The 26,179-nt window shown below is 64.9% G+C and carries 23 protein-coding genes, 1 tRNA gene and 1 pseudogene; 19 read left to right on the top strand and 6 right to left on the bottom strand.

Annotated elements, in window-relative coordinates:
- The first annotated feature begins 80 nt into the window (after nucleotides 1-80).
- From ppk1 to CAL11_RS16890, 6 genes are all read left to right on the top strand, one after another.
- Nucleotides 81-2,162 (top strand): polyphosphate kinase 1, encoded by a 2,082-nt coding sequence (gene ppk1 / locus CAL11_RS16915; RefSeq protein ID WP_033460035.1) that lies wholly within the window; start codon nucleotides 81-83, stop codon nucleotides 2,160-2,162.
- A gap of 194 nt (nucleotides 2,163-2,356) precedes the next feature.
- The gene (pstS, locus tag CAL11_RS16910; RefSeq protein WP_033460033.1) at nucleotides 2,357-3,397 is read left to right on the top strand and encodes a phosphate ABC transporter substrate-binding protein PstS; all 1,041 of its coding nucleotides are present in this window, start codon (nucleotides 2,357-2,359) and stop codon (nucleotides 3,395-3,397) included.
- A 134-nt stretch (nucleotides 3,398-3,531) separates the two neighbouring features.
- A complete protein-coding gene (gene pstC / locus CAL11_RS16905) occupies nucleotides 3,532-4,548 on the top strand; it encodes a phosphate ABC transporter permease subunit PstC (protein WP_033460031.1) in 1,017 nt (338 codons plus the stop codon).
- Between the two features lie 21 nt (nucleotides 4,549-4,569).
- The gene (gene pstA / locus CAL11_RS16900; RefSeq protein ID WP_080699618.1) at nucleotides 4,570-5,427 is read left to right on the top strand and encodes a phosphate ABC transporter permease PstA; all 858 of its coding nucleotides are present in this window, start codon (nucleotides 4,570-4,572) and stop codon (nucleotides 5,425-5,427) included.
- Between the two features lie 44 nt (nucleotides 5,428-5,471).
- Complete coding sequence (gene pstB, locus CAL11_RS16895; RefSeq protein WP_033460026.1) at nucleotides 5,472-6,242, top strand: phosphate ABC transporter ATP-binding protein PstB; 771 nt, start codon at nucleotides 5,472-5,474, stop codon at nucleotides 6,240-6,242.
- Nucleotides 6,243-6,282: 40 nt separating this feature from the next.
- Nucleotides 6,283-6,359 (top strand) — tRNA-Pro (locus tag CAL11_RS16890).
- Nucleotides 6,360-6,427: 68 nt separating this feature from the next.
- Here CAL11_RS16890 and CAL11_RS24395 read toward each other — a convergent pair.
- Nucleotides 6,428-7,000 carry a hypothetical protein gene (locus CAL11_RS24395; RefSeq protein WP_157668858.1) on the bottom strand — a complete coding sequence of 191 codons (573 nt, stop codon included), beginning with the start codon at nucleotides 6,998-7,000 and terminating at the stop codon, nucleotides 6,428-6,430.
- A 403-nt stretch (nucleotides 7,001-7,403) separates the two neighbouring features.
- Nucleotides 7,404-8,351, bottom strand: a complete 948-nt coding sequence (locus CAL11_RS16885; protein ID WP_086094609.1) for a LysR family transcriptional regulator — start codon at nucleotides 8,349-8,351, stop codon at nucleotides 7,404-7,406.
- 181 nt (nucleotides 8,352-8,532) lie between these two features.
- Here CAL11_RS16885 and CAL11_RS16880 point away from each other — a divergent pair, with 181 nt between their 5' ends.
- From CAL11_RS16880 to CAL11_RS16855, 6 genes are all read left to right on the top strand, one after another.
- Complete coding sequence (locus CAL11_RS16880; RefSeq protein ID WP_086093595.1) at nucleotides 8,533-10,626, top strand: 3-hydroxyacyl-CoA dehydrogenase NAD-binding domain-containing protein; 2,094 nt, start codon at nucleotides 8,533-8,535, stop codon at nucleotides 10,624-10,626.
- 31 nt (nucleotides 10,627-10,657) lie between these two features.
- Complete coding sequence (locus CAL11_RS16875) at nucleotides 10,658-11,836, top strand: acetyl-CoA C-acyltransferase (protein WP_086093594.1); 1,179 nt, start codon at nucleotides 10,658-10,660, stop codon at nucleotides 11,834-11,836.
- A 30-nt stretch (nucleotides 11,837-11,866) separates the two neighbouring features.
- Nucleotides 11,867-13,042 (top strand): acyl-CoA dehydrogenase family protein, encoded by a 1,176-nt coding sequence (locus tag CAL11_RS16870; protein ID WP_086093593.1) that lies wholly within the window; start codon nucleotides 11,867-11,869, stop codon nucleotides 13,040-13,042.
- A 74-nt stretch (nucleotides 13,043-13,116) separates the two neighbouring features.
- Nucleotides 13,117-13,917: a crotonase/enoyl-CoA hydratase family protein gene (locus CAL11_RS16865; protein ID WP_086093592.1), complete on the top strand. Its 801-nt coding sequence runs from the start codon at nucleotides 13,117-13,119 to the stop codon at nucleotides 13,915-13,917.
- Nucleotides 13,914-15,071, top strand: a complete 1,158-nt coding sequence (locus tag CAL11_RS16860) for a CaiB/BaiF CoA transferase family protein (protein WP_086093591.1) — start codon at nucleotides 13,914-13,916, stop codon at nucleotides 15,069-15,071. The genes CAL11_RS16865 and CAL11_RS16860 overlap by 4 nt, the downstream gene beginning before the upstream one ends.
- A gap of 102 nt (nucleotides 15,072-15,173) precedes the next feature.
- Nucleotides 15,174-16,157 carry a tripartite tricarboxylate transporter substrate binding protein gene (locus tag CAL11_RS16855; protein ID WP_157668857.1) on the top strand — a complete coding sequence of 328 codons (984 nt, stop codon included), beginning with the start codon at nucleotides 15,174-15,176 and terminating at the stop codon, nucleotides 16,155-16,157.
- Here the strand turns inward: CAL11_RS16855 and CAL11_RS24665 are convergent.
- Nucleotides 16,154-16,306, bottom strand: a complete 153-nt coding sequence (locus CAL11_RS24665; protein ID WP_432206087.1) for a hypothetical protein — start codon at nucleotides 16,304-16,306, stop codon at nucleotides 16,154-16,156. The genes CAL11_RS16855 and CAL11_RS24665 overlap by 4 nt on opposite strands.
- Nucleotides 16,306-16,425 (bottom strand): TOPRIM nucleotidyl transferase/hydrolase domain-containing protein, encoded by a 120-nt coding sequence (locus tag CAL11_RS24650; protein ID WP_347876358.1) that lies wholly within the window; start codon nucleotides 16,423-16,425, stop codon nucleotides 16,306-16,308. The genes CAL11_RS24665 and CAL11_RS24650 overlap by 1 nt, the downstream gene beginning before the upstream one ends.
- 20 nt (nucleotides 16,426-16,445) lie before the next feature.
- Here CAL11_RS24650 and CAL11_RS16850 point away from each other — a divergent pair.
- The 4 genes and pseudogenes from CAL11_RS16850 to CAL11_RS16830 all read left to right on the top strand — a co-directional run.
- Nucleotides 16,446-16,607, top strand: a pseudogene (locus CAL11_RS16850) (integrase core domain-containing protein); the annotation flags it as partial.
- Between the two features lie 369 nt (nucleotides 16,608-16,976).
- On the top strand, nucleotides 16,977-17,675 hold the full coding sequence (locus CAL11_RS16840; RefSeq protein WP_086093589.1) for a gluconate 2-dehydrogenase subunit 3 family protein: 699 nt from the start codon (nucleotides 16,977-16,979) through the stop codon (nucleotides 17,673-17,675).
- 3 nt (nucleotides 17,676-17,678) lie between these two features.
- The gene (locus tag CAL11_RS16835) at nucleotides 17,679-19,448 is read left to right on the top strand and encodes a GMC family oxidoreductase (protein WP_086093588.1); all 1,770 of its coding nucleotides are present in this window, start codon (nucleotides 17,679-17,681) and stop codon (nucleotides 19,446-19,448) included.
- A gap of 10 nt (nucleotides 19,449-19,458) precedes the next feature.
- The gene (locus CAL11_RS16830) at nucleotides 19,459-20,814 is read left to right on the top strand and encodes a cytochrome c (protein ID WP_086093587.1); all 1,356 of its coding nucleotides are present in this window, start codon (nucleotides 19,459-19,461) and stop codon (nucleotides 20,812-20,814) included.
- A gap of 78 nt (nucleotides 20,815-20,892) precedes the next feature.
- On the opposite strand, the gene CAL11_RS16825 is transcribed toward CAL11_RS16830, so the two are convergent.
- Nucleotides 20,893-21,531 (bottom strand): carbonic anhydrase, encoded by a 639-nt coding sequence (locus tag CAL11_RS16825; RefSeq protein WP_244172823.1) that lies wholly within the window; start codon nucleotides 21,529-21,531, stop codon nucleotides 20,893-20,895.
- A 169-nt stretch (nucleotides 21,532-21,700) separates the two neighbouring features.
- The gene (locus CAL11_RS16820; RefSeq protein WP_086093585.1) at nucleotides 21,701-22,639 is read right to left on the bottom strand and encodes a LysR family transcriptional regulator; all 939 of its coding nucleotides are present in this window, start codon (nucleotides 22,637-22,639) and stop codon (nucleotides 21,701-21,703) included.
- 163 nt (nucleotides 22,640-22,802) lie between these two features.
- On the opposite strand from CAL11_RS16820, the gene CAL11_RS16815 reads away from it, so the two are divergent.
- From CAL11_RS16815 to CAL11_RS16805, 3 genes are all read left to right on the top strand, one after another.
- Nucleotides 22,803-23,942, top strand: a complete 1,140-nt coding sequence (locus tag CAL11_RS16815; RefSeq protein WP_086093584.1) for an iron-containing alcohol dehydrogenase — start codon at nucleotides 22,803-22,805, stop codon at nucleotides 23,940-23,942.
- A gap of 40 nt (nucleotides 23,943-23,982) precedes the next feature.
- The gene (locus CAL11_RS16810) at nucleotides 23,983-25,563 is read left to right on the top strand and encodes an aldehyde dehydrogenase (NADP(+)) (RefSeq protein WP_086093583.1); all 1,581 of its coding nucleotides are present in this window, start codon (nucleotides 23,983-23,985) and stop codon (nucleotides 25,561-25,563) included.
- A 98-nt stretch (nucleotides 25,564-25,661) separates the two neighbouring features.
- Nucleotides 25,662-26,120 (top strand): cupin domain-containing protein, encoded by a 459-nt coding sequence (locus CAL11_RS16805; protein ID WP_086094608.1) that lies wholly within the window; start codon nucleotides 25,662-25,664, stop codon nucleotides 26,118-26,120.
- Nucleotides 26,121-26,179 lie beyond the last annotated feature (59 nt).

The following is a 26,179-nucleotide window of genomic DNA, read 5'->3' as shown; positions in this document are numbered from 1 at the left end:
GCACGCGCCGGGCAGAGCGTCACGGAACCGTCACGATATTGCAGTAAAAACAAAAGCTGTCTCCTTTGCCTGGGCCCTGTATGACCTCTCGACCGCCGTCCGAGCCGCTGCTCCTGAATCGTGAACTGTCGCTGCTGAAATTCAATGAACGCGTGCTGGCGATGGCCGAGAACCCGCGCGTTCCCCTGCTTGAACGGCTGCGCTACGTATGCATCGTCAGCTCGAACCTGGACGAGTTCTTCGAGATCCGCATCTCGACGCTGAAGGAGCAGCAGCGCCAGACCCCGACGCTGGTCGGGCCCGACGGCATGACGGCCGACGAAGCCTTCGAGCGGGTCCAGGTCAAGGTGCATGCGCTGGTTGCGAGCCAGTACGCGCTGCTCAACGACGATATCCTGCCGCGGCTGCAGGCCGAGGGCATCGTGCTGCACCACGCCTCCGAATGGAACGCGCAGCAGCAGGAGTGGGCGCGCGAGGTCTTCAACCGCGACGTCATGCCGCTGCTGACCCCGATCGGGCTGGATCCGGCGCATCCATTTCCGCGCGTCTACAACAAGAGCCTGAATTTCATCGTGGCGCTGTCGGGCGCCGACGCCTTTGGCCGCCAGGCGTCCATCGCCGTGGTGCAGGCGCCGCGCGCGCTGCCGCGCCTGATCAGGATGCCGCCCGAGATCTCCGGCCATCCCGACGGCTATATCCTGCTGACCTCGCTGTTGCGGGCCTTCGTGGGCGAACTGTTCCCCGGCCTGGAGATGCTGGGCTGTTACCAATGGCGCGTGACGCGCAACAGCGACCTGTTCGTCGACGAAGAGGAAGTCACCAACCTGCGCCACGCCCTGCAGGGCGAGCTGTCGCAGCGCAATTTCGGCGCGGCCGTGCGGCTGGAGATCGACAAGCTGACCCCGCCCGACCTGGAAGCCTACCTGCAGCGCGAATTCTCGCTGGCGCCCGAGGACACCTACCGGGTCAGCGGCCCGGTGAACCTGTCGCGCCTGATGCAGCTGTGCAATTCCAACACCCGGCCGGACCTGCTGTTTCCCGCCTACCTGGCGCCGGTGCCGGCGCCGTTCGACCGCGTGGGCGAGAAGCCGGCGGAACTGTTCGCCGCCGTGGCCGAGCAGGATCGCCTGCTGCATCATCCCTACCAGTCGTTCCAGCCGGTCATCGACTTCCTGACCGCCGCGGCGCTGGACCCGGACGTGATGGCGATCAAGCAGACCATCTACCGCACCGGCGAGGATTCCGAACTGATGCAGATCCTGCTGGCGGCGGCGCGCGCCGGCAAGGAAGTCACCGTGGTGGTGGAGCTGATGGCGCGCTTTGACGAGCAGACCAACATCAATTGGGCCGCACGCCTGGAGGAAGTGGGCGCGCACGTGGTCTACGGCGTGGTCGCGCACAAGACGCACGCCAAGATGGCGCTGGTGCTGCGCCGCGAGAAAGGACGGCTGCGCCGCTACGCGCACCTGGGCACCGGCAACTACCATCCGCGCACGGCCCGCCTGTACACCGATTTCGGCCTGCTGACCGCCGATCCGCGCCTGTGCGAGGACATGGACAAGGTCTTCACCCAGCTGACCGGCCTGGGGGCGCGGCGCTCGCTCAAGGCGCTGCTGCAGTCGCCGTTCTCGCTGCACGACGGCATGGTCAGCCTGATCCGGGCCGAAACGCGCGCCGCGCGCGCCGGCAAGCGGGCGCGCATCATGGCGAAGATGAACTCGCTGCTGGAAGTGCAGGTCATCGAAGAGCTCTACAAGGCCAGCCAGGCCGGGGTCAAGGTCGACCTGATCGTGCGCGGCGTGTGCGCGCTGCGCGCCGGCGTGCCCGGACTGTCGGAGAATATCCGGGTGCGTTCCATCGTGGGGCGCTTTCTGGAACACTCGCGCGTGTTCTATTTCTATGCCGATGGCGCCGAAACCGTGTACCTCTCCTCGGCCGACTGGATGGACCGCAATTTCTTCCGGCGCGTGGAGATCGCCTTTCCCGTCTACGACAAGGCGCTCAAGAAGCGCGTCATCGACGAGGCCTTCACCTACGCGCTGCGCGACAACCAGCTGGCCTGGCAGCAGCAGGCCGACGGTACCTATGCGCGGGTGCGCAACCGGCGCGAGGCCTACGACGTGCAGGAAGCGCTGATCCAGCGCCTGGGGCAGGGCGGCTGAGCCGGTCCGCCGCTGCCTGGCCGCCTTCGGGCGGCCATTTTATTTTGAAATATTTAGTTTCCTATGGATAAATTCAAGCTGAGTATGTGACTGTCACTATCCTGTCATTTTGGGCTTCTAAGATGCAATCGTTGGCCGAGACAGGCGCCTTGAAAGCCTGCCGGAATTCCTCAACGAGCACAGAAGGAACCCTGATGTTCAAACGTGTCTTCAAACAGATTTCGATCGGCGCCGCGCTGAGCGCAGCCGTCTTCGCCGCCCAGGCCGCCGATGTGACCGGCGCGGGCGCGTCGTTCCCGTACCCCATCTACGCCAAGTGGGCCTCCGACTACAAGGCCGCCACCAACAACGCCGTCAATTACCAGTCCATCGGTTCGGGCGGCGGCCAGCAGCAGATCAAGGCCAAGACGGTCGATTTCGGCGCCTCGGACGACCCGCTCAAGGCCGAAGACCTGGAGAAGAACGGCCTGCTGCAGTTCCCGGCCGTGATCGGCGGCACCGTGCCGGTGATCAACGTCGACGGCATCGCGCCGGGCCAGCTGAAGCTGTCGGGCGCCGTGCTGGCCGACATCTTCCTGGGCAAGGTCAAGAAATGGGACGACGCCGCCATCAAGGCGCTCAACCCCGATCTGAAGCTGCCCTCGGCCGATATCGTGGTGGTGCACCGCTCGGATGGTTCGGGCACGACCTTCGGCTGGACCAACTACCTGTCGAAAGTGTCGCCCGCCTGGAAAGAGCAAGTGGGCGAGGGCAAGGCCGTCAAGTGGCCCACCGGCCAGGGCGGCAAGGGCAACGAAGGCGTGGCCGCCTACGTGGGCCAGCTGAAGAATTCGATCGGCTACGTCGAGTACGCCTACGCCAAGCAGAACAAGCTGGCCTGGACGCAACTGCAGAACAAGGACGGCAAGTTCGTCCAGCCCGAGCAGAAGGCGTTTGCCGCCGCGGCCGCCAACGCCGACTGGAAGAGCGCGCCTGGCATGGGCGTGGTGCTGACCAACGAGCCGGGCGCCGATTCCTGGCCCGTGACCGCCGCCACCTTCATCCTGGTGCACAAGAACCAGGACAAGCCGGTCCAGGGCCGCGCGGTGCTGGAATTCTTCGACTGGGCATTCAAGAACGGCGCCAAGTCGGCCGAAGCGCTGGACTACGTGCCGTTGCCCGAGGCCGTGACCAAGGAAATCCGCGCCGCCTGGGGTGAAGTCAAGGGCGCCGACGGCAAGGCCGTGTGGCAGTAAGCCCGTATCGGCCAGGGCGCTGCGCGCCCTGGCCGGACCAGTGAACGGCGAGCGATCGCCGTCCTGTCTTCGCGGGGCGCCGGGCGCCCCGCCATTGCGCCGACCCCTGGCCCTATCTCAAGGAAAGCCTGTCCATGAGCGCGGTAATGGATAATAGTGTGCCGCTGCCGTCCTCCACGGCCGATTCGACCACTACCGGCACGCCTTCGCCTATGAAGCAAAACAATAACGCGCTGATGGATGCGCTGTTCAAGAACCTCACCCGGATCTTCGCCTTCCTGGTGTTCATCCTGCTGGCCGCCATCATGATCTCGCTGATCTATGGCAGCCGCGAATCGCTGGCCAAGTATGGCCTGTCGTTCCTGTGGCTGAACGACTGGGACCCGGTCCAGCAGAACTACGGCGCGGTCGTGCCCATCATCGGCACGCTGCTGACCTCGTTCATCGCCTTGCTGATCGCCGTGCCGGTGTCGTTCGGCATCGCCATCTTCCTGACCGAACTGGCGCCCACCTGGCTGCGCCGCCCGCTGGGCACCGCCGTCGAGATGCTGGCGGCCATCCCGTCCATCATCTACGGCATGTGGGGCCTGTTCGTCTTCGTGCCGGTATTCCAGCAATACGTGCAGCCCGCGCTGATCGCCACGCTGGGCAGCGTGCCCATCATCGGCGGCCTGTTCGCCGGCCCGCCGTTCGGCATCGGCATCTTCACCGCCGGCCTGATCCTGTCGATCATGATCATCCCGTTCATCGCCGCCGTCATGCGCGACGTGTTCGAACTGGTGCCCCCCATGCTCAAGGAGTCCGCGTACGGCCTGGGCAGCACCACCTGGGAAGTCATGTGGCGCGTCGTGCTGCCCTTCACCAAGTCGGGCGTCATCGGCGGCATCATGCTGGGCCTGGGCCGCGCCCTGGGCGAGACCATGGCGGTGACCTTCGTGATCGGCAACGCCTTCCGCTGGTCGGGCTCGCTGTTCTCGCCGGGCAACTCGATCGCCTCGGCGCTGGCCAACGAATTCAACGAAGCAGGCGGCATCCAGAAATCGGCGCTGCTCGAACTGGGCCTGATCCTGTTCCTGATCACCACCATCGTGCTGGCTTTCTCGAAAATGCTGCTGGTGCGCCTGTCCAGGGCCGAAGGCCGCCAGGCCTGATGCACGAGCAAGGATAACTACATGGCTCAATCGGCTATCTCCATGAACAACGGCGTCTACCGGCGCCGCCACCTGGTCAACAAGATCATGTTGACCATCTCGCTGGGCGCGCTGCTGTTCGGCCTGTTCTGGCTGTTCTGGATCATCGCGACCCTGCTGGTCAAGGGCGCGCCCGCGCTGTCGTTCACCCTGTTCACGGAAATCACGCCCCCGCCCGGGCAGGCCGGCGGCCTGCTCAACGCCGTGGTGGGCAGCGTGCTGATGGCCGGCGTGGGCACCCTGATCGGCACGCCGGTCGGCATCCTGGCCGGCACCTACCTGGCCGAGTACGGCCAGCGCGGCTGGCTGGCGCCGGCCACGCGCTTTCTCAACGACGTGCTGCTGTCGGCGCCGTCCATCATCATCGGCCTGTTCATCTATGCCGTGTACGTGGCCCAGGTCGGCCACTACTCGGGCTGGGCCGGCGCGCTGGCGCTGTCCATCCTGGTGATCCCGGTGGTGGTGCGCACCACCGACAACATGCTGCTGCTGGTGCCCAACAGCCTGCGCGAGGCCACCGCCGCGCTGGGTTGCCCCAAGTGGCGCATGATCACCCTGGTGTGCTATCGCGCCGCCAAGACCGGCATCATCACCGGCGTGCTGCTGGCGATCGCCCGCATCTCGGGCGAGACCGCGCCGCTGCTGTTTACGGCGCTGTCCAACCAGTTCATGTCGCTGAACATGAACGCGCCCATGGCCAACCTGCCGGTCGTCATCTACCAGTACGCCGCCAGCCCGTTCAAAGACTGGAACAACCTGGCCTGGGCCGGCGCCACGCTCATCACGCTGCTGGTGCTGGGCATCAACATCCTGGCCCGCAACCTGTTCCGCAAATCGTGATCGCCGCCGCCGGCGCCCGCGGGGCGCCGGCCATAGGAAGCAAAATGGAAAACACCGCTCCCAAAGCCAAGCTGGAAGTCAAGAACCTGAATTTCTACTACGGCAAGTTCCATGCGATCCGCAATGTGAACATGTCGATCCGCGAGAACAAGGTCACCGCCTTCATCGGTCCGTCGGGCTGCGGCAAGTCGACGCTGCTGCGCACCTTCAACCGCATGTTCGAGCTGTACCCCGGCCAGCGCGCCGAGGGCGAGATCCTGCTCGACGGCGAAAACCTGTTGACGTCCAAGACCGATATTTCGCTGATCCGCGCCAAGGTCGGCATGGTGTTCCAGAAGCCCACGCCGTTTCCCATGAGCATCTACGACAACATCGCCTTCGGCGTGCGCCTGTTCGAGCGGCTCAGCAAGGGCGAGATGGACGAGCGCGTCGAGTGGGCGCTGAGCAAGGCGGCGCTGTGGAACGAAGTGAAGGACAAGCTGCATCAGAGCGGCAACAGCCTGTCGGGCGGCCAGCAGCAGCGCCTGTGCATCGCGCGCGGCGTGGCCATCAAGCCCGAAGTGCTGCTGCTCGACGAACCCTGCTCGGCGCTGGACCCGATCTCCACCGCCAAGATCGAGGAACTGATCGCCGAACTCAAGCACGAGTACACGGTGGTGATCGTCACGCACAACATGCAGCAGGCGGCGCGCTGCTCCGACTACACCGCCTACATGTACCTGGGCGAGCTGATGGAGTACGGCGCCACCGACCAGATCTTCGTCAAGCCGGCGCGCAAAGAGACGGAAGACTACATCACCGGCCGCTTCGGCTGAGGCCGGCCGGCGGGCCGATTCTGGTATAGTTGCGATCCTTCGGGGCGTAGCGCAGCCTGGTAGCGCATCTGCTTTGGGAGCAGAGGGTCGCGAGTTCGAATCCCGCCGCCCCGACCAATAAAATCAAGGCCTTACAGAGATTGCTCTGTAAGGCCTTTGTCTTTTGTGGGTTTTTACCCCACCTTTTACCCCACCGGTTTGCTGGTGGGCATCGCTACGCCGTTGCGGCGCTTCATCTTTTCAAGCAATAGGTACTCCACGACCTCTTTCCTTGTCATGCGGCGATCTGCTGCAAGTTGGTCAAGCGCTGCCTTTGCTTCTTCCGACAGCAAAAGGTTGGTCTGCTTCTTTCCAACTTGATTTTTCTTTGTGAGTTGGATCTTCCAGTACTTCTGTATTCGCTCAAGATGGTATCGCCTTTCGTCCAAGCTCCAATTTTTAGCGTCCCGAAACGAGGCCACTTCCGCGTAGGTTTGGAAGGGCCGTAGGGTCGGTTGCTGTTCGCGGTAATCGCGGTACCAAGTCCAAGCGGCTACGCACCGTGCTTTCTCGTTGGTATTCCTTAGCCAGCAAAAATGTTGGTCATCTTGGAAGTGTCGAGCACATGTCCTCTCTAGCTTGGCGATCTCATATTGCTTGGAGTCCAGCCCACTGCCCGTGATGTCTATTAGTAGAACTAAAGTCTGCCACGGAGATAACTGCCTTGGGAGTTGGCGTGCGACGGGTGCCGGCGAGCGCTTTCTAATTTCGTCGATCATCCAGAGCACGGCTCTCTCGGAATGTTCAACATTCGGCAATCTGTCGACGGGGAGCGTTTCGTCTTGCTTCTTGTTGATGAGGGTCTGTGTACTGACCCAGTAAAAACCTGCTCACGTCATAATCAGGCATTTGCTTTAGCTGCTTAACCTGAGCAGGTTCTGCTGGGTCATTACAAGTTTGCGCGACGAACTTGAAACGTAACAAGTGTGTATAGGCTTGCCTGGGGCGGATTTGAGGCAGGTCGATGCGAAACGGCGTTTGCAAACAAAGAAATTCAAGTTGACAGGGGGGACCTTTACCGAGGGTTTGGGAAATCGCTAAAAATGAAAACCCGTGTGATGGGACCATCTAAGTTGAAATAGATGACGAATAATTCGTTTAAGTTGATGCTTAGGTGTTCGTTCAGCCGGGGATCTGGCCGGTCCAGGTGCCGTCGCGCACCTGCTCTTTGACGATCTCGACGATGAGAGCCTCTACCGCCAGCATCGCGCCGGAGGCGGGGACGTCCTGCAGGCGGCAGAGATAGACCTGTCGGAGTATCTGCGGATTCACGATGCGCGCTGCTGAAATCACGCCTTTGCGCAGATCGTCGCGCACCGCCGAATAAGTCAGGATGGTATACCCCAGCCCCTTGCCGACCAGTGCAACCAATTGCGCAATTCCGTCGAGCTCGGCCAGGACTTCCAGGGTGATCTTCGCCTGTTTCAAATAGCGCTCGATCAGTTGCCGCTGGCCTTGCCGGGGAGAGGGCAGGCAGAACTTCAGGCCGGCAAGGTCCTGGAACTTGATGGAGGGCATCCGGTTCAGGTCGTGGCCAGGGCCGAAGACGTCAACCGGCCCCAGAAGGACAAGTTCTTCTTCGATCAGCGAGCGGTAGCGCAGGCCGCTGTTCTTGTCTTCGAGAAACGTGAACCCCAGGTCCAGCGTCCTGTTCGCGAGCAGGGCAGGCGTGTGCCCGGTTGCGCTTTCGACGATCTGGAGCCGGAGCTTGGGCCATTTGTTCAGGGACTCCTGCACCAGCCTTACCGTCAGCGCGATGCCTGCGGATTGCGGCATGCCCAGCGCAAGCGTGCCCGTCGGCTCCGCACCCGTTTCTCGCACGTCCTCGCAGGCGGCCTTCATGCGGGCCAGGATGTCCCGCCCATGCGCCAGAAGCCGCAACCCGGCAGCGGTCGGCGATACGCCTTTTGCGGTTCGCTCCAGCAGTAGCACGCCGAGCTCGTCTTCCATCCTCTTGATATGCAGGCTGAGCGCAGGCTGGGCGACGTGCAGTTCGTCCGCGGCCTTGGTGATGGAGCCGATGGTGGCGATGGCGTTGAAGTATTTCAAGCTACGGAAATCGATGGTCATAGCGATGGCGATTGGTCTGCTGGTGAGGTGGCTGCAACCCATAACGACTAGATATGACTTTCATCTTAATTATGTATTGGATGTATGACTACCCGAATTTGATAATGGGCGTCACTTGGAACGCCGCTCTGGGCTCCAAGGCCGCGAATCGTAGGTACGTCTCTTCCCTTTGAGCCCACCAATGAGCACATGCCCGACCCGATACGAACTGCAGGATTCCATCGCAGTCGTCGTCCTTGACTCCCCGCCGGTGAATGCCCTGGGCCTGGCTTTGCGGACCGGCATCCTGGATGCGTTCGACCGTGCGATGCGCGACCCGGCCGTGACGGCCGTCGTGATTGCCGGAAGTGGGCGCGCCTTCTCCGCCGGCGCAGACGTCAACGAGTTCGGCACTGCCAGGTCGACCACGGAGCCGCGTCTGGCGACCCTGATCGAGGCCATCGAGGATGCGCCCAAGCCGGTAGTCGCGGCGGTCGCGGGCATTTGCATGGGGGGCGGCCTGGAGTTGGCGCTCGCTGCCCATTTCCGCGTGGCGCGCCGGGGCGCGCGGCTGGCCATGCCTGAGGTCAAGCTCGGATTGCTGCCGGGCGCCGGCGGTACGCAGCGCCTGCCGCGGCTGGTTGGCCTGGAGGCGGCCGTCAACTTCATCGTCGGCGGCGCCACGGCTCCTGCCGGTGAGTTCGCCGATACCCGGCTTTTCGACGAACTGACCGATGACGACGTGATCGCCGCTGCCGTGGCCTTTGCCGGCCGGGTGGTGAGCGAACGCCTGCCGTTGCGGCGGGTGCGGGATCTGAAAGTCGATGATCCTTACGGCGAACCCTATCTGCAGTTTGCGCGCAACTCGGTCGCGGCTTCCAGCAAAGGCTATCCCGCCCCGCTCAAATGCGTAGAGGCCGTGGGCTGGTCGTTCAGCAAACCTTTCGACGAAGCGCTGCAATTGGAGCGCGCCGCGTTCCTCGCGCTCATGGCCTCGCCCGAATCGCGTGCGCTGCGCCATGTCCGCGCGGCGGAACACCAGGCTGCGAAAATCGACGATGTTCCGCCGGGCACCGCCACGCGCGGCATACAACAGGTCGGGGTGGTCGGCGCCGGCACCATGGGCCGAGGTATCGCCATCAGCTTCCTGAATGCCGGATTCCGCGTCGCGATCGTGGAAACCGACGAACAGGCGCTGGACAACGGCTTGAAGGCCATCCGCGCCATCTACGAACAGGCGGACAAGAAGGGCAAGATCACGGCCGTGCAGGCCGCGGAGCGTATGGCGAGGCTCGTGCCCGGCCTGCATTACGGCGCCCTGGCCGACGCCGACCTGGTGGTCGAGGCTGTCTACGAGAACATGGACGTGAAGGCGCAGGTGTTCCGCGCGCTGGACGAGGTGTGCAAACCCGGGGCGATCCTGGCGTCCAACACGTCCTATATGGACATCGACCGTATCGCGACCAACACGGCGCGGGTACAGGACGTGATCGGCCTGCATTTCTTCAGCCCTGCCAACGTCATGCGGCTGGTCGAAGTGGTACGGGGCAAACACACCGCTATAGATGTGCTGGCTACGTGCATGGCACTGGCCAGGGCGCTGGGCAAGGTCGCCGTTGTTTCCGGTGTGTGCGACGGATTCATCGGCAACCGCATGCTGGCCCGCTACCGCGCCGCAGCGGATGAACTCGTGATTGCGGGGGCAATGCCGCAGCAGATCGATGCCGCCTTGCAGGACTTCGGGTTCTCGATGGGGCCGTTCCGGATGAGCGACCTGGCCGGCCTGGACATCGGCTGGGCGACCCGCAAGCGCAGGGCCGCGGAGGCCGGCGTCGAGATGCAGAGAACGGTGGCAGACAAGCTTTGCGAGGCCGGCCGCTACGGGCAGAAAGCGGGCGCGGGCTGGTACCGCTATGAACCGGGCAAGCGCGAGCCGCTGCGCGATCCCGCAGTAGAGGAGATCGTCCGGCAGCATCGGGCCGAAAAACAGGCCGTGCCCCGGGAGATCAGCAACCGCGAAGTGGTGGAGCGGTGTGTCTACGCGCTGGTCAACGAGGGGGCGCGGATCCTGGAGGAGGGCATCGCGGCGCGCGCCTCGGACATCGATACCGTGTACCTGAACGGCTACGGATTCTCCGCGCGGCGGGGCGGCCCCATGCACTACGCCGATGTGACGGGACTGCCGCTGATTGTGCGCAGCCTGCGCCGATTCGCGGCTGAGCCCGGCGCCGACCCCTGTTGGCAGCCCGCAGCCCTGCTGTCTCGCCTGGCGGACCAGGGCAAGAGTTTTACCTGAGCCTCCAACCCGTATTCCAGGATCGAATCCCATGACCGAAGCTGTCATCGTCGCGACCGCACGCACCGGCCTCGCCAAGAGCTGGAAGGGCGCTTTCAACATGACCTATGGCGCCACCCTCGCCGCCCATTCGATCGAGCACGCGGTGCGCCGCGCAGGACTCGATCCCGCCGAGGTCGAGGACGTCGTGCTCGGGGGCAGCATCTCGGAAGGCACGACGGGCGGCAATGTCGCCCGCGTGGCCGCGCTGCGGGCCGGCCTGCCGGTGAGCGTCGGCGGCGTGACGGTCAACCGCTTCTGCGGATCAGGGTTGCAGGCGATCGCCATGGCCGCCCAGCGGATCATCGTCGATCGCGTCCCGGTCATGGTGGCGGGCGGCGTGGAAAGCATCTCCTGCGTCCAGAACGAGACCAACAGGTATATGCGTATCGACCCCGCGATGCGGGAACGCAAGCCGGAAATCTATTGGAGCATGTTGCAGACCGCCGAACAGGTAAGCAAGCGGTATGGCATCGCCAAAGAGACCCAGGACGAGTATGGCGCCCGCAGCCAGCAGCGCGCGGCGGCGGCCCAGGCGGCAGGACGCTTCGCGGCCGAGATCGTGCCCATGTCCACGACCATGGGCGTGGTCGACCGGGCGACGGGGCAGATCACGCGCAAGTCCGTGACCATCGATGCGGACGAGGGCATCCGGCCGGATACCACCTTGGAGGCCGTGCGCCGCATCCGCCCGGCCTTGCCCGGCGGCGTCGTGACCGCGGGCAATGCGAGCCAGTTCAGCGATGGTTCTTCCGCCTGCGTGCTCATGGATGCCCAGCTTGCCGAGCGCCGGGGCCTGCAGCCGCTGGGCATTTTCCGCGGCTTTGCCGTGTCGGGCTGTGAACCGGACGAAATGGGCGTCGGGCCGGTGTACGCGGTGCCGCGCTTGCTGCAGCGGGCAGGCCTGGGCATCAAGGACATCGGGCTCTGGGAATTGAACGAGGCGTTCGCCTGCCAGGTGCTCTTCTGCCGCGACAAATTGGGAATTCCAGACGAGCTGCTCAACGTCAACGGCGGCGCCATCGCGGTCGGCCATCCCTACGGGGTGAGCGGATCCAGGATGACCGGTCACGCGCTGATCGAAGGCAAGCGCCGGGGCGTGAAGTATGTGGTCGTGACCATGTGCATCGGAGGCGGCCAAGGGGCAGCCGGACTGTTTGAAATCGCGTGATCAAGACGTTCTTAACTCAGGAGCCGAGAAATGGCAGTGGTTTGGGAAGATTGCCTGGATGAGGAAGCCCGCGAGTGGCGCGAGAAGGCCGTTGAGCTTTCCCGCAAGTACTTCGCACCCGCCGCGGACGCGATAGACCGCGAACAGCGCTATCCCGTGGAGCATTTGCCGCATCTCCTGGAAAGCGGCATCTGCGGCATGCTCGTGCCAAGGGAGTACGGCGGGGCTGGCGCGTCGCTGACCTCGATGGTGGCGGTGGTCGAGGCCATTGCCGAAAGCTGCGCCTCGACCTCCGCCATCGTCGCCGCCTTGTCGCTGGGCGCGTTTCCGCTGCTGCTCGGCGCCTCCGACGCGCAGAAGAGCCAACTGCTCGGCGGCCTGGCACGCGAAGGCAAGGCCGTCAATTTCGCGCTGAGCGAACGCAATGCGGGATCGGACGCGGGGGCGATCGAAACCGTGGGCGTCCGCGAGAAAGACGGGTGGCGCATCAAGGGCGAAAAGTGCTGGCTGGGTAACGGCGGCCACTCGGAAACCTTCATTGTCTTTGCGCGCACGGGCGAGAAAGGCGCCAGGAACAATATCTCCGCTTTCCTGGTCCCGCGTTCCACGCCCGGCGCCGTGGTCGATTTCTACGAAGACAAGATGGGAATCCGCGGGACGACGACCACCAATCTGAAGCTCGATGTCTGGGTTCCCGATGAAAGCGTGATGGGCCGCGAGGGCGACGGCCTGAAGCTGGCGCTGAAGACGCTGAGCATCGGCCGAGTGGTCGTCGCTGCGCAGGCCAATGGCATCGCGCTGTGCAGCTTCAGGGAGGCGAGCGAATTCGCGGTGGAACGCCAGACCTTTGGCCAGTCGATCATCGATCACCAGGGCGTAGGCTTTATGTTGGCGAATGCCGCGACCCGGCTTTCCGCGGCGCGGCTGATGACGTACGAGGCCGCCCGGGCATACGACCGCAATGGAGACATGGGCGTGCTCGGCATCATGGCCAAGCTCTTTGCGAGCGAGGTGTCTCATGATGTGGTGGACGATGCCCTGCAGATTCTGGGCGGCCGCGGCTACGTGAAGCCGAGCGCGGTCGAGCGCTGCTACCGCGACCAGCGCATCGTGGAGATCTACGAAGGTACGTCCGAGATACAGCGGGTGGTCCTGGCTCGCGCCATCAAGAAAGAGGTTGCGGAAAGGCGGAAGGTGGGCGCCTGACCTGAATTCAACCCTGTGGGCGCCCTTTCGGATCTTTCGTCGGTGGCATCGCATATCCTCGTTGGGACTTTTCCATGAGCTCAAAAATCATTATTGAACGGACAGGCGCGATCACCACGATCACGATCAATCGTCCTGCAGCGCGCAATGCGTGCGATCTCGAAACCTTGCATCTCCTGGTGGATGCCTTTGCCGAGTTCGAGCGCGATCCCGGCCAGCATGTCGCCGTGTTGACGGGCGCCGATGGCATGTTCTGCGCGGGCGGCGACCTGAAGGAGCTGTCCGTCGGCAAGGGCATCGGTTATGCATGGGCCGGCGACAAGGGGCCGCTGCAACGGCGCCCGAGCAAGCCGGTCATCGCCGCGGTGCATGGCCACGCCGTGGCGGCGGGCCTGGCGTTGGCGGTGTGGTGCGATCTGCGCGTGATCGACGACAGCGCCGTGTTCGGCGTGTTCTGCCGGCGCTTCGGCGCTCCCATGACCAACGGGGCCAGCGTGCGGCTGCCCCGGCTGATTGGCGAGTCGGCGGCCCTGGACATGTTTCTCACGGGGCGGCCGGTAGAGGCGCGCGAGGCCATGGAGATAGGGCTGGCCAACCGCCTGGCGCCCAAGGGGCAGACCGTGAGCATGGCGCAGGCACTGGCGGCCGAGATCGCTGCCTTCCCCCAGGTTTGCCTGCGTTCCGATCGCGAGTCGATGCTGGGGCAGTGGGGCATGCCCGAGGACGAGGCGATCCGGCGGGAGGTTCGGTTCGGACAGGCGGCCTTCCAGGAGGAAAGCCAGGCCGGCGCCGCGAGGTTCGTGCGGGGTGAGGGGCGGCACGGCGATTTTGGCGCGGCCGGGGGCGCATTGCCGCCTGGAGGGAATGGCGCATGAAGACCGAAGCATTCAACGAGAGGCGGGAAGCTGGCCACCAACCCTTGAAAGGCCTGCTTGTGGTGGCGGTGGAGCAGGCGGCCGCCGCACCCTATGCTTCGTGCCGCCTTGCGGATGCCGGCGCGAGAGTCATCAAGATCGAGAAAGCGCAGGGCGATTTTGCCCGCGGCTATGACGATGCGGTACGTGGCGAAAGCACTTATTTCGTCTGGCTCAACCGTGGCAAGGAATCCATCGTCCTCGACTTCAGCAAAGAGGCGGACGCCGCGCTCCTGCAGCGTTTGATAGCAAAGGCAGATGTGCTGATCCAGAACCTGGGGCCTGGCGCCGCGAAACGCTCCGGCTTCGGGTGGGAGGCCATGCGCCAGGCGCATCCCCGCCTCATCACCTGCGATATTTCCGGCTACGGCGAGGACGGCCCCTACCGCGACATGCGCGCCTACGACCTACTGGTGCAGGCGGAATCCGGGCTGGCCTCGGTCACGGGGACGCCGGACGCGCCCGGGCGGATAGGGGTTTCGGCGTGCGACATAGGAACCGGCATGTATGCCCACGCGGCGATCCTGGAAGCGCTGCTGCATCGGGAGCGCAGCGGTGAAGGAAGCGCCATCCACGTGTCGCTCTTCGATGCCATGTGCGACTGGATGACGGTGCCGCTGCTGCACTACGACTATGCGGACAGGGTATGGCCGCGAGTCGGTCTCAGCCATCCCACCATCGCCCCGTATGGCGAGTTCGCCACGGGCGACGGGCAGGGCATCCTGGTCGGTATACAGAACGATGGGGAATGGCTGCGGTTCGCGCGGGAGGTGCTTTGCCATGCCGGGTTGGCCGAGCGCGACGACTACAAGACCAATCTGTCGCGGGTGCGGCATCGGGCCGAACTGAACGCCGAAATTTCACGCGAGTTGGCAAAGCTCGACGGCAATACCCTGCGCGAGCGCATGGTCCGCGCCAAAGTGGCATACGCCAACATCAACGGCGTTGATGGCCTGTCCACCCACCCGCACCTGCGGCGGGCGCCGGTCCAGACGGAAAAGGGGGAGATCAACCTGGTTGCCGCGCCGGCCAGGTTCGCGGGCGTCGAGCGGCCGTTCGGGCCGGTGCCGGGCATAGGAGAGCATTCGGCATCGATCCGGACCGAATTCGCGTAGATTGCTGGCCGTGGTTTTCTGAGGTGGATGCAAACCTGTACTGGCCACCCGCTACGTCGAGGTGGCCGGTTTCGTAGTCAAACCAACGATCGAAGGACAATAATGAAAAAGCACTGGAGACATTTGCGCGCGTCCGCCGCGCTGGCGTTGGCGGCGGTTCTGGGCACGGCCCCATTGACCGCGCGAGCCGCGGACTATCCGAGCCGCCCCATCACCTTGATTATTCCTTCCGTGGCCGGGGGCATTCTGGATTCGATCGGCCGGTTCGTCTCGCGCGGGATGGCGACGATGGGGCAACCGATTGTCGTCCAGTACACGCCGGGCGCAGGCGGCTCGCTGGGGGACGCGGCGCTGGTTCGTGCGGCACCCGACGGCTATACCGTTGGCCTGGTGGCTTCCAGCCACGCGATCAACCCCTCGCTTTATTCCCGCCTGCCGTTCGATACCAAGCGGGACTTCATCGACGTGTCGCATGTGGTCGACCTGACCAATGTGCTGGTGGTGCATCCCTCGGTGCCGGCCAAATCGCTCGCGGAGTTCATCGCCCTTGCCAAGAAACAGCCCGGCGCGCTGAACTGCGGATCGGCAGGCAACGGCCAGTCGAACCACCTGTCGCTGGAGATGTTCAATGCCGAAGCCGGCGTCAAATTGCAGCACGTGCCCTACAAGGGCAGCGCGGCGGCTTTCAATGATGCATTGGCTGGCACGGTGAGCTGCATGTTCGTCGATATGCTGACCGCGAAACAGCACATCGCATCGGGATCCATCAGGGCCCTGGCCGTCACAAGCGCCAAGCGCCATCCCGACCTTCCCAACGTGCCGACGTTCGCCGAGCTGGGGATGAAGGACTTTTCAGGCAGTTCCTGGCTAGCCGTCGTCGTGCGGACGGGTACTCCGAAGGACGTCGTGGAGAGAATCAACGCCGTGGTGGGCCAGGTCATGAAAGACCCCGAAGTGGTGCGGCAGCTAACTTCGATGGGCGTGGTGCCCGTGGGTGCGTCGCTGGCGGATTCGCAGGCCTTCATGGAAGGCGAGATCGCCAGGTACGGCTTGGCCGTCAAGGCGGCGGGGCTGAAGGTCGATTAAACGTTCCGGTTCGTGCGGGGCCGCTCCAGGCTGTTGGTTTGCACTGGTGCCGCATGAACGACGTTCAGCGCATATTCGGCCATGTGATCCGCAATTTCACTTGCCGTCAGACGACCATGCGGGGAGTACCAGGTGTAGATCCAATTCATCATGAGTGCTCACGCAGCTTGATGCTCAACTTGGCTGCCATGGCGTCGACCAGAAAGCGCTCGGTCGCTCCTTCGACGAGGAGGAGCCGGCGCGCAAAGAGCAAGTCCGCTCGCGTCACGTCGAGGTAGCGCTGGAGCTAATGGTAAGGCAAAACGCTTCATCCAGTCGGCCGTGCGTGAGTGGGCCTACGACCAAACCTACCAGAACTCCCAACACCGAGCCGATGCCACGAAATCCTGGCTACTCCACTACAACTGGCATCGTCCCCACCAAGTTTGCCGGGCTTGGTCGGGTGCTTGAACTGGTGATGTGAACCCACGGTATGCACGCGATACGAGCCGTCGACCTTCAGTTGCCCGATCAGGTCTGCGCTGTTCATTTGTGTAAATCTACACAACACGCAAGCATGGACAATGCTTGGTTATCCACGCTTGCCCGACCTTGTACACCATTGCTTGCTGCGTGCCGGGCAGGCAGGGCTTCAGCGCCTTGTCAGGTCGCCCGGCGTGTATTCCTATATCCTGCACCTAGCCCATTGTTGCGTAGAAGCAGCGTTTCCCCGGGCAATTTGGTTGAGTTCCGAAAGCACATCCGTATACTGAAAAAGCAGGCACGCTATCGGTCCGCACGCGGGATCGATATCCCATGTCGCCAGACAGGAGCCGCAAGATGTCTGACTCGCCTCATTCAAGCCGCAGAGATTTTCTGCTCGCGTCCGGAGCCGGCGCCGCGCTCACCGGCATCGCGCTCACCTTCCATGCACACGCCAAGGCGCCGCCGGTCCAGCTGGCAGATTACAAGCCCGAATACTTCACGTCCGAAGAATGGGCGTTCGTGCTGGCGGCCACCGCGCGCCTGATTCCATCGGAAGGCGAGGGTCCGGGCGCGCTGGAGGCCCATGTGCCGATCTTCCTGGATCGCCAGCTGAAGGGCGATTACGGAAACGCCACCAATTGGTACATGCAGGGGCCGCACGATCCCACGGCCACGCCCGATCGGGGCTGGCAGACGCCCCTGAATCCGGCGCAGCTCTACCGCAAGGCGATTCCCGCGGTCAACGCCTGGTGCCAATCGAGGTGGAGCAAGGATTTCAAGGATCTGGCCCCCGAACAGCAGGACGAGACCTTGACGGCCTTGCAAAAGGGACAGGCCGGGATGGCGCCCGACATCAGCATTTTCTTTACGACCTTGCTGGCCAACACCAAGGAAGGCTACTTCGCCGACCCGATGCATGGCGGCAATTTCGGGATGCAATCTTGGGTCTATATCGGCTTTCCGGGCGCGCGCGCCAGCTATGCGGAATGGGTGGACCAGCACAACGTGAAGTACCCGTTGGGGCCGGTGTCCATCAAAGGCGAAAGGGCATGAACCATGGCACGTACCGAGAAAAAGAAGGACGTGGTCATCGTGGGCCTGGGCTGGACGGGCGCGATAGCGGGCATCGAGCTGGCGGCCGAGGGCCTGGAGATCGTGGCCTTGGAGCGCGGCCGCGATCAGAACACCGTGCCGGAATTCAAGTATCCCAATCAGATCGATGAGCTGACCTACGGCGTGCGGCTGGTGAACATGCAGCATCCCAGCCAGCAGACGGTGACGGTCCGGCGCAACGACGGTGAAACGGCGCTGCCGTACCGCTCCATGGGGTCGTTCCTGCCCGCCAATGGGGTAGGCGGGGCAGGCACGCACTGGAACGGCCTGCTGTGGCGACCCCAGCCGCAGGAGATCCAGCTGCGCAGCTATGTGAAGGAGAGGTGGGGCGAGTCCATCATTCCCGAAGGGATGAACCTCATGGACTATCCCGTCACCTACGACGAGCTCGAGCCGTTTTTCACGAGGTTCGACGAGGTCGCGGGCATTTCAGGCAAGGCCGGCAATCTCAAGGGCAAGATCCAGCCGGGGGGCAATCCGTTCGAGGGCTGGCGCTCGAGCGAGTATCCCATGCCCCCGATGCCGCCCACCTACGACGCCACCAAGTTCCGCGATGCCGCCCAGGCCATGGGCTACCATCCCTTCCCCGCGCCGGCGGGCGTCGCATCCACGGCCTATGTGAATCCTTATGGCATGCAGATGGCGCCCTGTAATTTCTGCGGTTTCTGCGAGCGCTATGGCTGTTATCAATATTCCAAGTCATCGCCGCAGACGGCCATCCTCGACGCGCTCAAGCGCAAGCCCAACTTCAGCTATCGCACGCACGCGGAGGTGCTGCGGATCGAAAGCTCGGCCGATGGCAAGACCGCCACGGGCGTGACCTATTTCGACGGCGCCACGCAGGAAGAGGTATTCCAGCCCGCGGACCTGGTCATTCTGGCCGCCTACCAGCTGAACAATGTCCACTTGCTGTTGCTGTCGGGCATAGGCGAACCCTATGACCCGGCCACCAACACCGGCGTGACGGGCAAGAACTACGCCTACCAGATGAACGGCGGCGTCACCATGTTCTTCAAGGACGCCAACTTCAACCCGTTCATCGGACACGGGTCCAACGGTTTCTGCATCGATGACTTCAGCGTCAACCAGAACGACTTCGGCGCGCTGGGCTTCATCGGCGGCGCTTACTGGCGTTCCGGCACGTTCAACGGCCAGCCGATCCGTTCCATGATCCTGCCGGCAGATACCCCGGTCTGGGGCGCGAGCTGGAAGAAGGCCATCGGCCAGTGGTATGGCCGTTCCATGGCCATCGGCACGCACGGCTCGCACATGGCATACCGGGTCAATCACCTGGACCTGGACCCCACCTACAAGGATCCGCATGGCCGCCCCTTGATGCGCATGACGTTCGACTGGCAGGACAACGACCTGAAGATGAACCAGTACATGAAGCTCAAGGCGGGGGAGGTGGGCAAGGCCATGAAGCCCGATCTGATGCAGCTGGGTTTCAAGGGCCCGGGGGCCAGGTACGACGTCAGGCCTTACCAGACCACCCACAATACCGGCGGCCACATCATGTCCAGGGACCCGCGCGAGGGCGTGGTGAACCGCTACTGCCAGGCCTGGGACAGGCACAACGTATTCGTCATGGGGGCGGGCAATTTCGTGCAGAACACCCAGTACAACCCCACTGGAATGGTGGGCGGCCTGGCCTACTGGACGATCCACGCGATCCGCACGCAATACCTGCGCGACCCGCGCCCCCTGGTTTGAGGAGCACGCCATGAAAAAGGCCCTTGCCGTCCTGGGCGCCCTGGTGTTACTGGCCGTGGTGGCGACGCTTGCCCTGATCTATGTGCCCGTCAGGCTGACGCCGCCCAATGAAGCGCTGGCGGCTGACTGGAAAGCGGAGCCGGGCCGGGGCAAGTACGTCATGCGCGCCGGCGACTGCATGGCCTGTCATACCGCCAGCGGCGGTTCGCCCCTGGCCGGCGGTCGCGGCATCGCCACCCCGATGGGCACGATCTGGTCGTCCAACATCACCCCCGACGAGGACACCGGCATCGGCAATTGGACCTTGGACCAGTTCCGCGCCGCCCTGGTCGACGGCATCGGCGTCAAGGAGGGCCACCTGTACCCGGCGATGCCCTACGAAAACTACCGTTTCATGAGCGAGAGCGACATTCGCGCTTTGTATGACTACCTCATGAAGGAGGTGCCGCCGGTCAGGAACGAAGTCCAGGTTACGCAGCTCAGTTTCCCGTTCAACCTGCGTTTTGGCCTGCGCGCGTGGAACTGGCTGGCCCTGAAGGGCGAGCCCGCGTTCAAGCCCGCCAGCGACGACAAGCTGCGGACCCGCGGCCAATACCTGGTGGAAGGCCCCGGCCATTGCGCCGCCTGCCACAGTCCGCGTACTGCCTACATGGCGCAGGACGGCACCGTCGCAAGCGACGCGGCGTTCCTGAGCGGCGGCGTGCTGGATGGCTGGACGGCGCCCGCGCTGCGCGGCGCCGACTCGGCGATCGCCGCGTGGTCCACCGCCCAGCTTGCCGACTACCTCGCCACGGGACGCAACACGTACGCGACCGCCAGCGGGGAAATGGCGCTGGCCATCGAGCACTCCTTGCAGTACCTGAGCGACGACGACCTGAACGCCATGGCCGCTTTCCTGAAAGGCATGGATGGCAAGCCGGTGCAGGACGTCCCCGCGCAGGTCGCCAAGCCCGGCCCCCGCGCCATGCCGGCGCTCCAGGCCGACCAAGCGGGGCAGGCGACCGCCAGGCTGCTGAGCGCCGCTTCGCCCGACATGCCCCTGGGCGCGCGCCTGTACCTGGACAACTGCGCCGGATGCCATTTCGTCACGGGAAAGGGCGCGGCCGAGATTTTCCCGCAGCTGCAGGGCAGCGCGGTGGTGCTGGGCAAGGATGCCAGCCCGCTGCTGTCGATCATACTGAATGGCACCGCCGTGCCATCGACAGACCGGCGTCCCATGAGGCTGGCGATGCAAGGCTATGCCGACCGCCTGAGCGACGAGGAAGTGGCGGCGCTGGCCAGCTTCGTGCGTTCGGGTTGGGGCAACCAGGCCGGCCAGGTTACGCAAGAGCAGGCGGCCGCCGCCCGCGCGGCCGGCCAGCACTGACCGGGATCCGCTCCGGTCGTGTTCGTCGCCGCCGCGGCCGGATGGGGCGATGCCGGCATCGCCCCATCCGGCCTGATCCTAAAGCCAGCTTACGCGCCCATCGGCCACGTCGTAGAGCGCCGGCAGGATCCGCAGCGCCCCCTCGTCGGCCAGTCTTGCCAGCACGGGCGAGGCCGAGCGCAGCAGCCGCGCCTGGTTGATGGCGTTCTGTCTTGTCATTTCGGCCAGGTCGGTGGGCGAACTGGCGTTGATCGCCGGACGGATATAGGGGTAGAGCGCGCTGATCTGCCCGGGCGCGCCCGTGTTCGCGGCCGCGGCCTTGACCGCGCCGCAATCGACGTGCCCCAGGACGACCATTGCCTTGACGCCCAGGATCGCGGCGCTGTATTCCAGGCTGGCGATGACGGCGGGGGTGGCGATGTTCCCCGCCACGCGGGTGACGAAGACCTGTCCGATCGATTGGTCGAAGACGAGCTCGACCGGCATTCTGGAGTCGGCGCACGCCAGGACGGCGGCGAACGGCTCCTGCTTCTGGGCCGTCCGACGCTGCAGAATGTCCAGGTCTTCCTGGAACGAGGTCATGGCGCGGCGGGCGAAGCGCTCATTGCCCTGCCGAAGTTTCTCCAGGGCCTGATCGGGCGTGAGCGTGCTTTGCGCCTGGGCGAGCGAGCCGATGCCCAGCCCGCCGGCCATGCCGGCCATCAGGCCAGCGCTCAACAGCCTCCGGCGGGATAGACGCAAGACTGCCTTTTCATCGAGCGGAAATTGATGCCGCAGGCAGCCGCATGCCTGCTTTGCTTTCTCGGACATGGAAACTCCTCGTTCGGCGGGGGGCTAAACCTATAGCACGAAGAGCGCGATGAATGGTAGGCCCCGCCCCGGGGCATCAATCGGCCTGGTGATCCTGCCGCTGCAACAGGCGCTCCTTCAGCAGGCGGGCGCCGATCGACATCAGCGAGCCGCGGCGGCGCACCAGTTCATAGGGCTCGCTGCGCAAGCTGAACTGGAAAGGAAGAATGCTGACCAGGCCGTTGCGGGCGAAAAAGGAAGCGACGTCGGTCGAGGCCAGCGCGACGAAGGACGAGTTCCTGCGCAGCAGGGCCAGCGTGGCGAACGGCGAGGTGGTTTCCAGCAGGTTGGTCGGAAACCGGATGCCGGCATCGTAGAACTCCCGTTCAAGCAGAATGCGCATCGGCATGTTGGCGCGGTAGACGATCCATTTGCACTGGGCAAGGTCCTGGAGGGTCAGTCCGTCGGCGAGCGCCAGCGGGCTGCCGATGCTGGCGATCACCCGCAATTCCTCGGGCTGCAGCATTTCGCTTTCGTATAGCTCGGGCGATTTGGTGACCACCGTGCGGCATATCGCCAGGTCCAGCCGGCCGCTGTCGAGCAGGCTGAGCAGCTCGGCGCTGGTGTCCTCGACGATCTCCACCGACATGCCGGGGTGGGTCTGCATCAAGTCCGAAACGGCGTCCGTCAGCAGCGGTATGGCTCCCATGATGGAGCCCACCGCCACCCGGCCGCCGTCGCCTTTCTGGATCGCGTCCAGCTCATTGCGAAGGTGGCCCAGGTCGGTGTAGATCATGCGCGCGTAGCGCACCACGCACAGCCCCAGGTCGTTGGCTTCCAGGCCGCGGTTGGTGCGCACGAAGAGCGCCGCGCCGAAGGTGGTTTCGATTTCCTGCAGCGCCTTGCTGGCCCCGGGCTGGCTGATCGACACTTCCTTGGCCGCGCCCAGCAGCGAGCCGTGCTCGTAGATCGCCAGCAGCAGGCGCAGGTGCTTGATGTGCAGGCGGGAAACGATGGACGTCAACGAGGGCGTCATGAATTGCCTTTTAGTTATAGCTGTATGAGCAGCTTTCAATATTCATTCCCCCCGGGCAGCCCTAGAATGCCTTCATAGAGCGGGCGCGGCCCTGCTGGCGGGAGGCGCCGGCGCGGGCGGTCTGTCCCGGTGTCGCTTCAATTATAACTTTCTCTCAATTCAGATGGCGCTCATCCAATATCTCACCCACATTCAGTTCGACTTCGGCGCGGTGCGCCTGCTGCAGGCCGAGTGCGATCGCATCGGGATCAAGCGCCCCATGGTGGTCACGGACCAGGGCATACGCGCCGCCGGCATACTGGATGAGGCCCTGTCGCATCTGGGCCGGGCGGACGCGGTGCCGGTCTTCGACGCGACGCCGCCGAACCCGAACGAGGAGGCTGTGCGCCAGGCGGTCGCGATGTTCGGCGCGCACGACTGCGACGGCATCATCGCCCTTGGCGGCGGCTCGTCCATCGACCTGGCCAAGGGCGTGGCCGTGTGCGCCACGCACGAGGGACCGTTGAAGCGCTTCGCCGTGATCGAGGGCGGGCTGAGCCATATCACGGCCGCCGCCGCGCCGGTCATCGCCGTTCCGACGACGGCCGGCACGGGCAGCGAGGTCGGGCGCGGCGCGATCCTGATTCTCGACGATGGCCGCAAGGTCGGGGTGATTTCGCCGTTCGTGGTGCCGCGCACGGCGATCTGCGATCCGGACCTGACGTTGCGATTGCCGCCGGCCTTGACCGCGGCGACCGGCATGGACGCCATCGCGCATTGCCTGGAGACGTTCATGTCCCCGCTGTTCAACCCGCCGGCCGACGGCATCGCGCTCGATGGCCTGGCCCGGGCCTGGCGCCATATCGAGCGCGCCACCAACGAGCCGGGCGACCGCGATGCGCGCATGAACATGATGAGCGCCAGCATGCAGGGCGCGCTGGCATTCCAGAAAGGCCTGGGCTGCGTGCACAGCCTGAGCCATTCGCTCGGGGGGATCGATCCGCGCCTGCATCACGGCACGCTGAACGCGATCCTGCTGCCGGCAGTCATCGAGTTCAACGCGCCGGCGCCCACGATGGCGCGGGAGCGCAAGCTGGACCGGATCGCCGCGGCGATCGGGCTGGCCGGCGGCGACGCGGTGGCCGGCGCGGTGGCCAAGCTGACCGCCAGGCTGGGCCTGCCCACGTCCCTGGGGCAGGTGGGGGTTGCCCGCGAGCGGTTTGCCCGGATCGTCGAGGGCGCGCTCAAGGACCACAGCCACAAGACCAGCCCCCGGGAGGCTTCGGCCGAAGACTATGCGCGGATGCTCGACGCCGCGTTTTGAGCGCCAGGCAGCCATGGCTCACGATGGAGGGGGACTGGACATGACAATCAGCGGCGAAATGATCATAGGGCGCGACATGGTGGCCGGCGACGGGCCACGGCTCTACGCCTTCGATCCCAACGAGAACCGCGAGATCGAGCCGGCGTTCTCGTCGGCCACCCGGGGGCTGGTCGATGCCGCCTGCGATCTCGCGGCGCGGGCGTTCGACCGCTACCAGGCGCTGCCGCTGCGGGCCAGGGCGGATTTCCTGGAGCGCATCGCGACCAACATCGAACATATCGGCGACGAACTGATCCAGCGCGCGCACAGCGAGACGGGGCTGCCGCGCGCGCGCCTGGAAGGCGAACGGGCCAGGACGGTCGGCCAGCTCAGGCTGTTCGCGGCGGTAGTCCGCAGCGGGCATTGGTTGCACGCCACGCTGGACAGCCCGCAGCCCGATCGCCAGCCGGCCCCGCGGCCGGACCTGCGCATGGTCAAGGCGCCCGTGGGGCCCGTGGCGGTCTTCGGCGCCAGCAACTTTCCCCTGGCATTTTCCGTGGCGGGAGGCGATACCGCCTCGGCGCTCGCCGCCGGCTGTCCGGTGGTCGTCAAGGCCCACAGCGCGCACCTGGGGACGTCCGAACTGGTTGCGCGGGCCGTGCGGCAGGCAGGCATCGAGTGCGATATGCCGGAGGGCGTGTTTTCGCTGCTGGTCGGACCGGGCGCCGAGGTGGGCGCCAGCCTGGTGGCCCATCCCGCCATCAAGGCGGTGGGGTTCACCGGCTCGCGGCAGGGCGGCCTGGCGCTGGCCGACGTGGCCGCCCGGCGCAAGGAGCCTATTGCGGTGTATGCGGAAATGAGCAGCATCAACCCCTTTTTCGTGCTGCCTGGCGCGCTGGCCAGGCGCGCGCCGGCGCTGGCGGCCGGGCTGGCCGATTCGATCGCCCTGGGGGCCGGGCAGTTCTGCACCAATCCCGGCTTGGTCGTGCTGCTCGATGGCGATGCGGCCAGGGGCTTCGTGGGCGAACTGGCGCAGGCGCTGGGCGGCAAGGCGCCGCAAACCATGCTGACCGCGGGCATCGCCAGGGCATACGGCGCGGCGCTCGAGCGCCGCCTGGACGAACCCGGCGTGGAGCAGGTCTTGCCGCCGGCGCGCGGCCCCTTGCCGTGCAGCGCCAGGCCGGCGCTTTTTGCGATCGATGCCGACGACTTCATGGCCGCCGCCTTGCATCGCGAGGAGATCTTCGGGCCGGCGTCCGTGGTCGTCTATTGCCGCGACTGGCCGCAGTTGCGCCGCCTGGCCGAGTCGCTGGAAGGCCAGCTGACAGCGACCCTGCATTTCGAGGACAGCGACCGGGACGAGGTCGGGCGGCTGTTGCCCATCCTGGAGAAAAAGGCCGGGCGCCTGATCGCCAACGGGTATCCTACAGGCGTCGAAGTCTCCCATGCGATGGTGCACGGCGGGCCGTTTCCCTCGACATCGAATGCCCGGGCGACGTCGGTGGGCGCCAGCGCCATCGACCGGTTCCTGCGCCCGCTCTGCTACCAGGATTTCCCGAGCGAGCTGATGCCCGCGGCATTGCAGGACGGCAATCCGCTTGCATTGTGGCGTTTGCGCGATGGGCGCATGCAGCAGGGCTGAGCGATGGCGCGGCCGTTCCATGGCCGCGCCGCGCACGAGACCCTGCACCGATTGAACGCAGCCTGACTGCTGCATTTTTGACTGGTATGGAGGATGACATGAGCGCAAGCAAGCAGAACGACAAGCAAGGCAAGGCCACCACCAACGATCCGCCTCCGCGGATCATGCACGTCGATGACATGGAATGGGAAACCATTCGCTGGCCGGGCGAAACGGGCAAGATGCTCAGCCACCCGACGCCGGAAGATCCGACGCTGCCCAATGCCGGCCTGCTGCGCCTGGAGCCCGGCGCCTACCACCCGTGGCACCGGCACGATTTCGCCCAGGTCTGGTACATCCTGGAAGGCGAATTCACCATCGGCGGCGTCAAGTGCGGGCCCGGCACCGTGCTGCAGCATGGAGACCCGCATTGCGAGCCCGAGCTGCATACCGAGTCCGGCGGCGTGATGTTCATCGTGCAATACCCCGGCCCCACCACCGGCGGGCGGGTGATCTATGACAAGCGCTTCAATATGGACAAGCGCGCGGCGGTCGAGGCCGAGCGCATCGATCTCTAGGCGCCGCAAGGGCGGGCGGCGTCCGCGGGCGCCGCCCGCTTCCTCACGTAAAACAACGA

The organism is Bordetella genomosp. 6, assembly GCF_002119705.1.
Classification (GTDB): Bacteria; Pseudomonadota; Gammaproteobacteria; order Burkholderiales; family Burkholderiaceae_B; genus Bordetella; species Bordetella bronchiseptica_F.
This window is presented reverse-complemented; position numbering and strand designations above follow the sequence as displayed.

Excerpts from the sequence above, each read along its gene's own strand:
- ppk1 (WP_033460035.1), top strand. The coding sequence starts at position 81 with ATGACCTCTCGACCGCCGTCCGAGCCGCTGCTCCTGAATCGTGAACTG.
- pstS (WP_033460033.1), top strand. The coding sequence starts at position 2,357 with ATGTTCAAACGTGTCTTCAAACAGATTTCGATCGGCGCCGCGCTGAGC.
- pstC (WP_033460031.1), top strand. The coding sequence starts at position 3,532 with ATGAGCGCGGTAATGGATAATAGTGTGCCGCTGCCGTCCTCCACGGCC.
- pstA (WP_080699618.1), top strand. The coding sequence starts at position 4,570 with ATGGCTCAATCGGCTATCTCCATGAACAACGGCGTCTACCGGCGCCGC.
- pstB (WP_033460026.1), top strand. The coding sequence starts at position 5,472 with ATGGAAAACACCGCTCCCAAAGCCAAGCTGGAAGTCAAGAACCTGAAT.
- CAL11_RS24395 (WP_157668858.1), bottom strand. The coding sequence starts at position 7,000 with ATGATCGACGAAATTAGAAAGCGCTCGCCGGCACCCGTCGCACGCCAA.
- CAL11_RS16885 (WP_086094609.1), bottom strand. The coding sequence starts at position 8,351 with ATGACCATCGATTTCCGTAGCTTGAAATACTTCAACGCCATCGCCACC.
- CAL11_RS16880 (WP_086093595.1), top strand. The coding sequence starts at position 8,533 with ATGAGCACATGCCCGACCCGATACGAACTGCAGGATTCCATCGCAGTC.
- CAL11_RS16875 (WP_086093594.1), top strand. The coding sequence starts at position 10,658 with ATGACCGAAGCTGTCATCGTCGCGACCGCACGCACCGGCCTCGCCAAG.
- CAL11_RS16870 (WP_086093593.1), top strand. The coding sequence starts at position 11,867 with ATGGCAGTGGTTTGGGAAGATTGCCTGGATGAGGAAGCCCGCGAGTGG.
- CAL11_RS16865 (WP_086093592.1), top strand. The coding sequence starts at position 13,117 with ATGAGCTCAAAAATCATTATTGAACGGACAGGCGCGATCACCACGATC.
- CAL11_RS16860 (WP_086093591.1), top strand. The coding sequence starts at position 13,914 with ATGAAGACCGAAGCATTCAACGAGAGGCGGGAAGCTGGCCACCAACCC.
- CAL11_RS16855 (WP_157668857.1), top strand. The coding sequence starts at position 15,174 with ATGAAAAAGCACTGGAGACATTTGCGCGCGTCCGCCGCGCTGGCGTTG.
- CAL11_RS24665 (WP_432206087.1), bottom strand. The coding sequence starts at position 16,306 with ATGAATTGGATCTACACCTGGTACTCCCCGCATGGTCGTCTGACGGCA.
- CAL11_RS16840 (WP_086093589.1), top strand. The coding sequence starts at position 16,977 with ATGTCTGACTCGCCTCATTCAAGCCGCAGAGATTTTCTGCTCGCGTCC.
- CAL11_RS16835 (WP_086093588.1), top strand. The coding sequence starts at position 17,679 with ATGGCACGTACCGAGAAAAAGAAGGACGTGGTCATCGTGGGCCTGGGC.
- CAL11_RS16830 (WP_086093587.1), top strand. The coding sequence starts at position 19,459 with ATGAAAAAGGCCCTTGCCGTCCTGGGCGCCCTGGTGTTACTGGCCGTG.
- CAL11_RS16820 (WP_086093585.1), bottom strand. The coding sequence starts at position 22,639 with ATGACGCCCTCGTTGACGTCCATCGTTTCCCGCCTGCACATCAAGCAC.
- CAL11_RS16815 (WP_086093584.1), top strand. The coding sequence starts at position 22,803 with ATGGCGCTCATCCAATATCTCACCCACATTCAGTTCGACTTCGGCGCG.
- CAL11_RS16810 (WP_086093583.1), top strand. The coding sequence starts at position 23,983 with ATGACAATCAGCGGCGAAATGATCATAGGGCGCGACATGGTGGCCGGC.
- CAL11_RS16805 (WP_086094608.1), top strand. The coding sequence starts at position 25,662 with ATGAGCGCAAGCAAGCAGAACGACAAGCAAGGCAAGGCCACCACCAAC.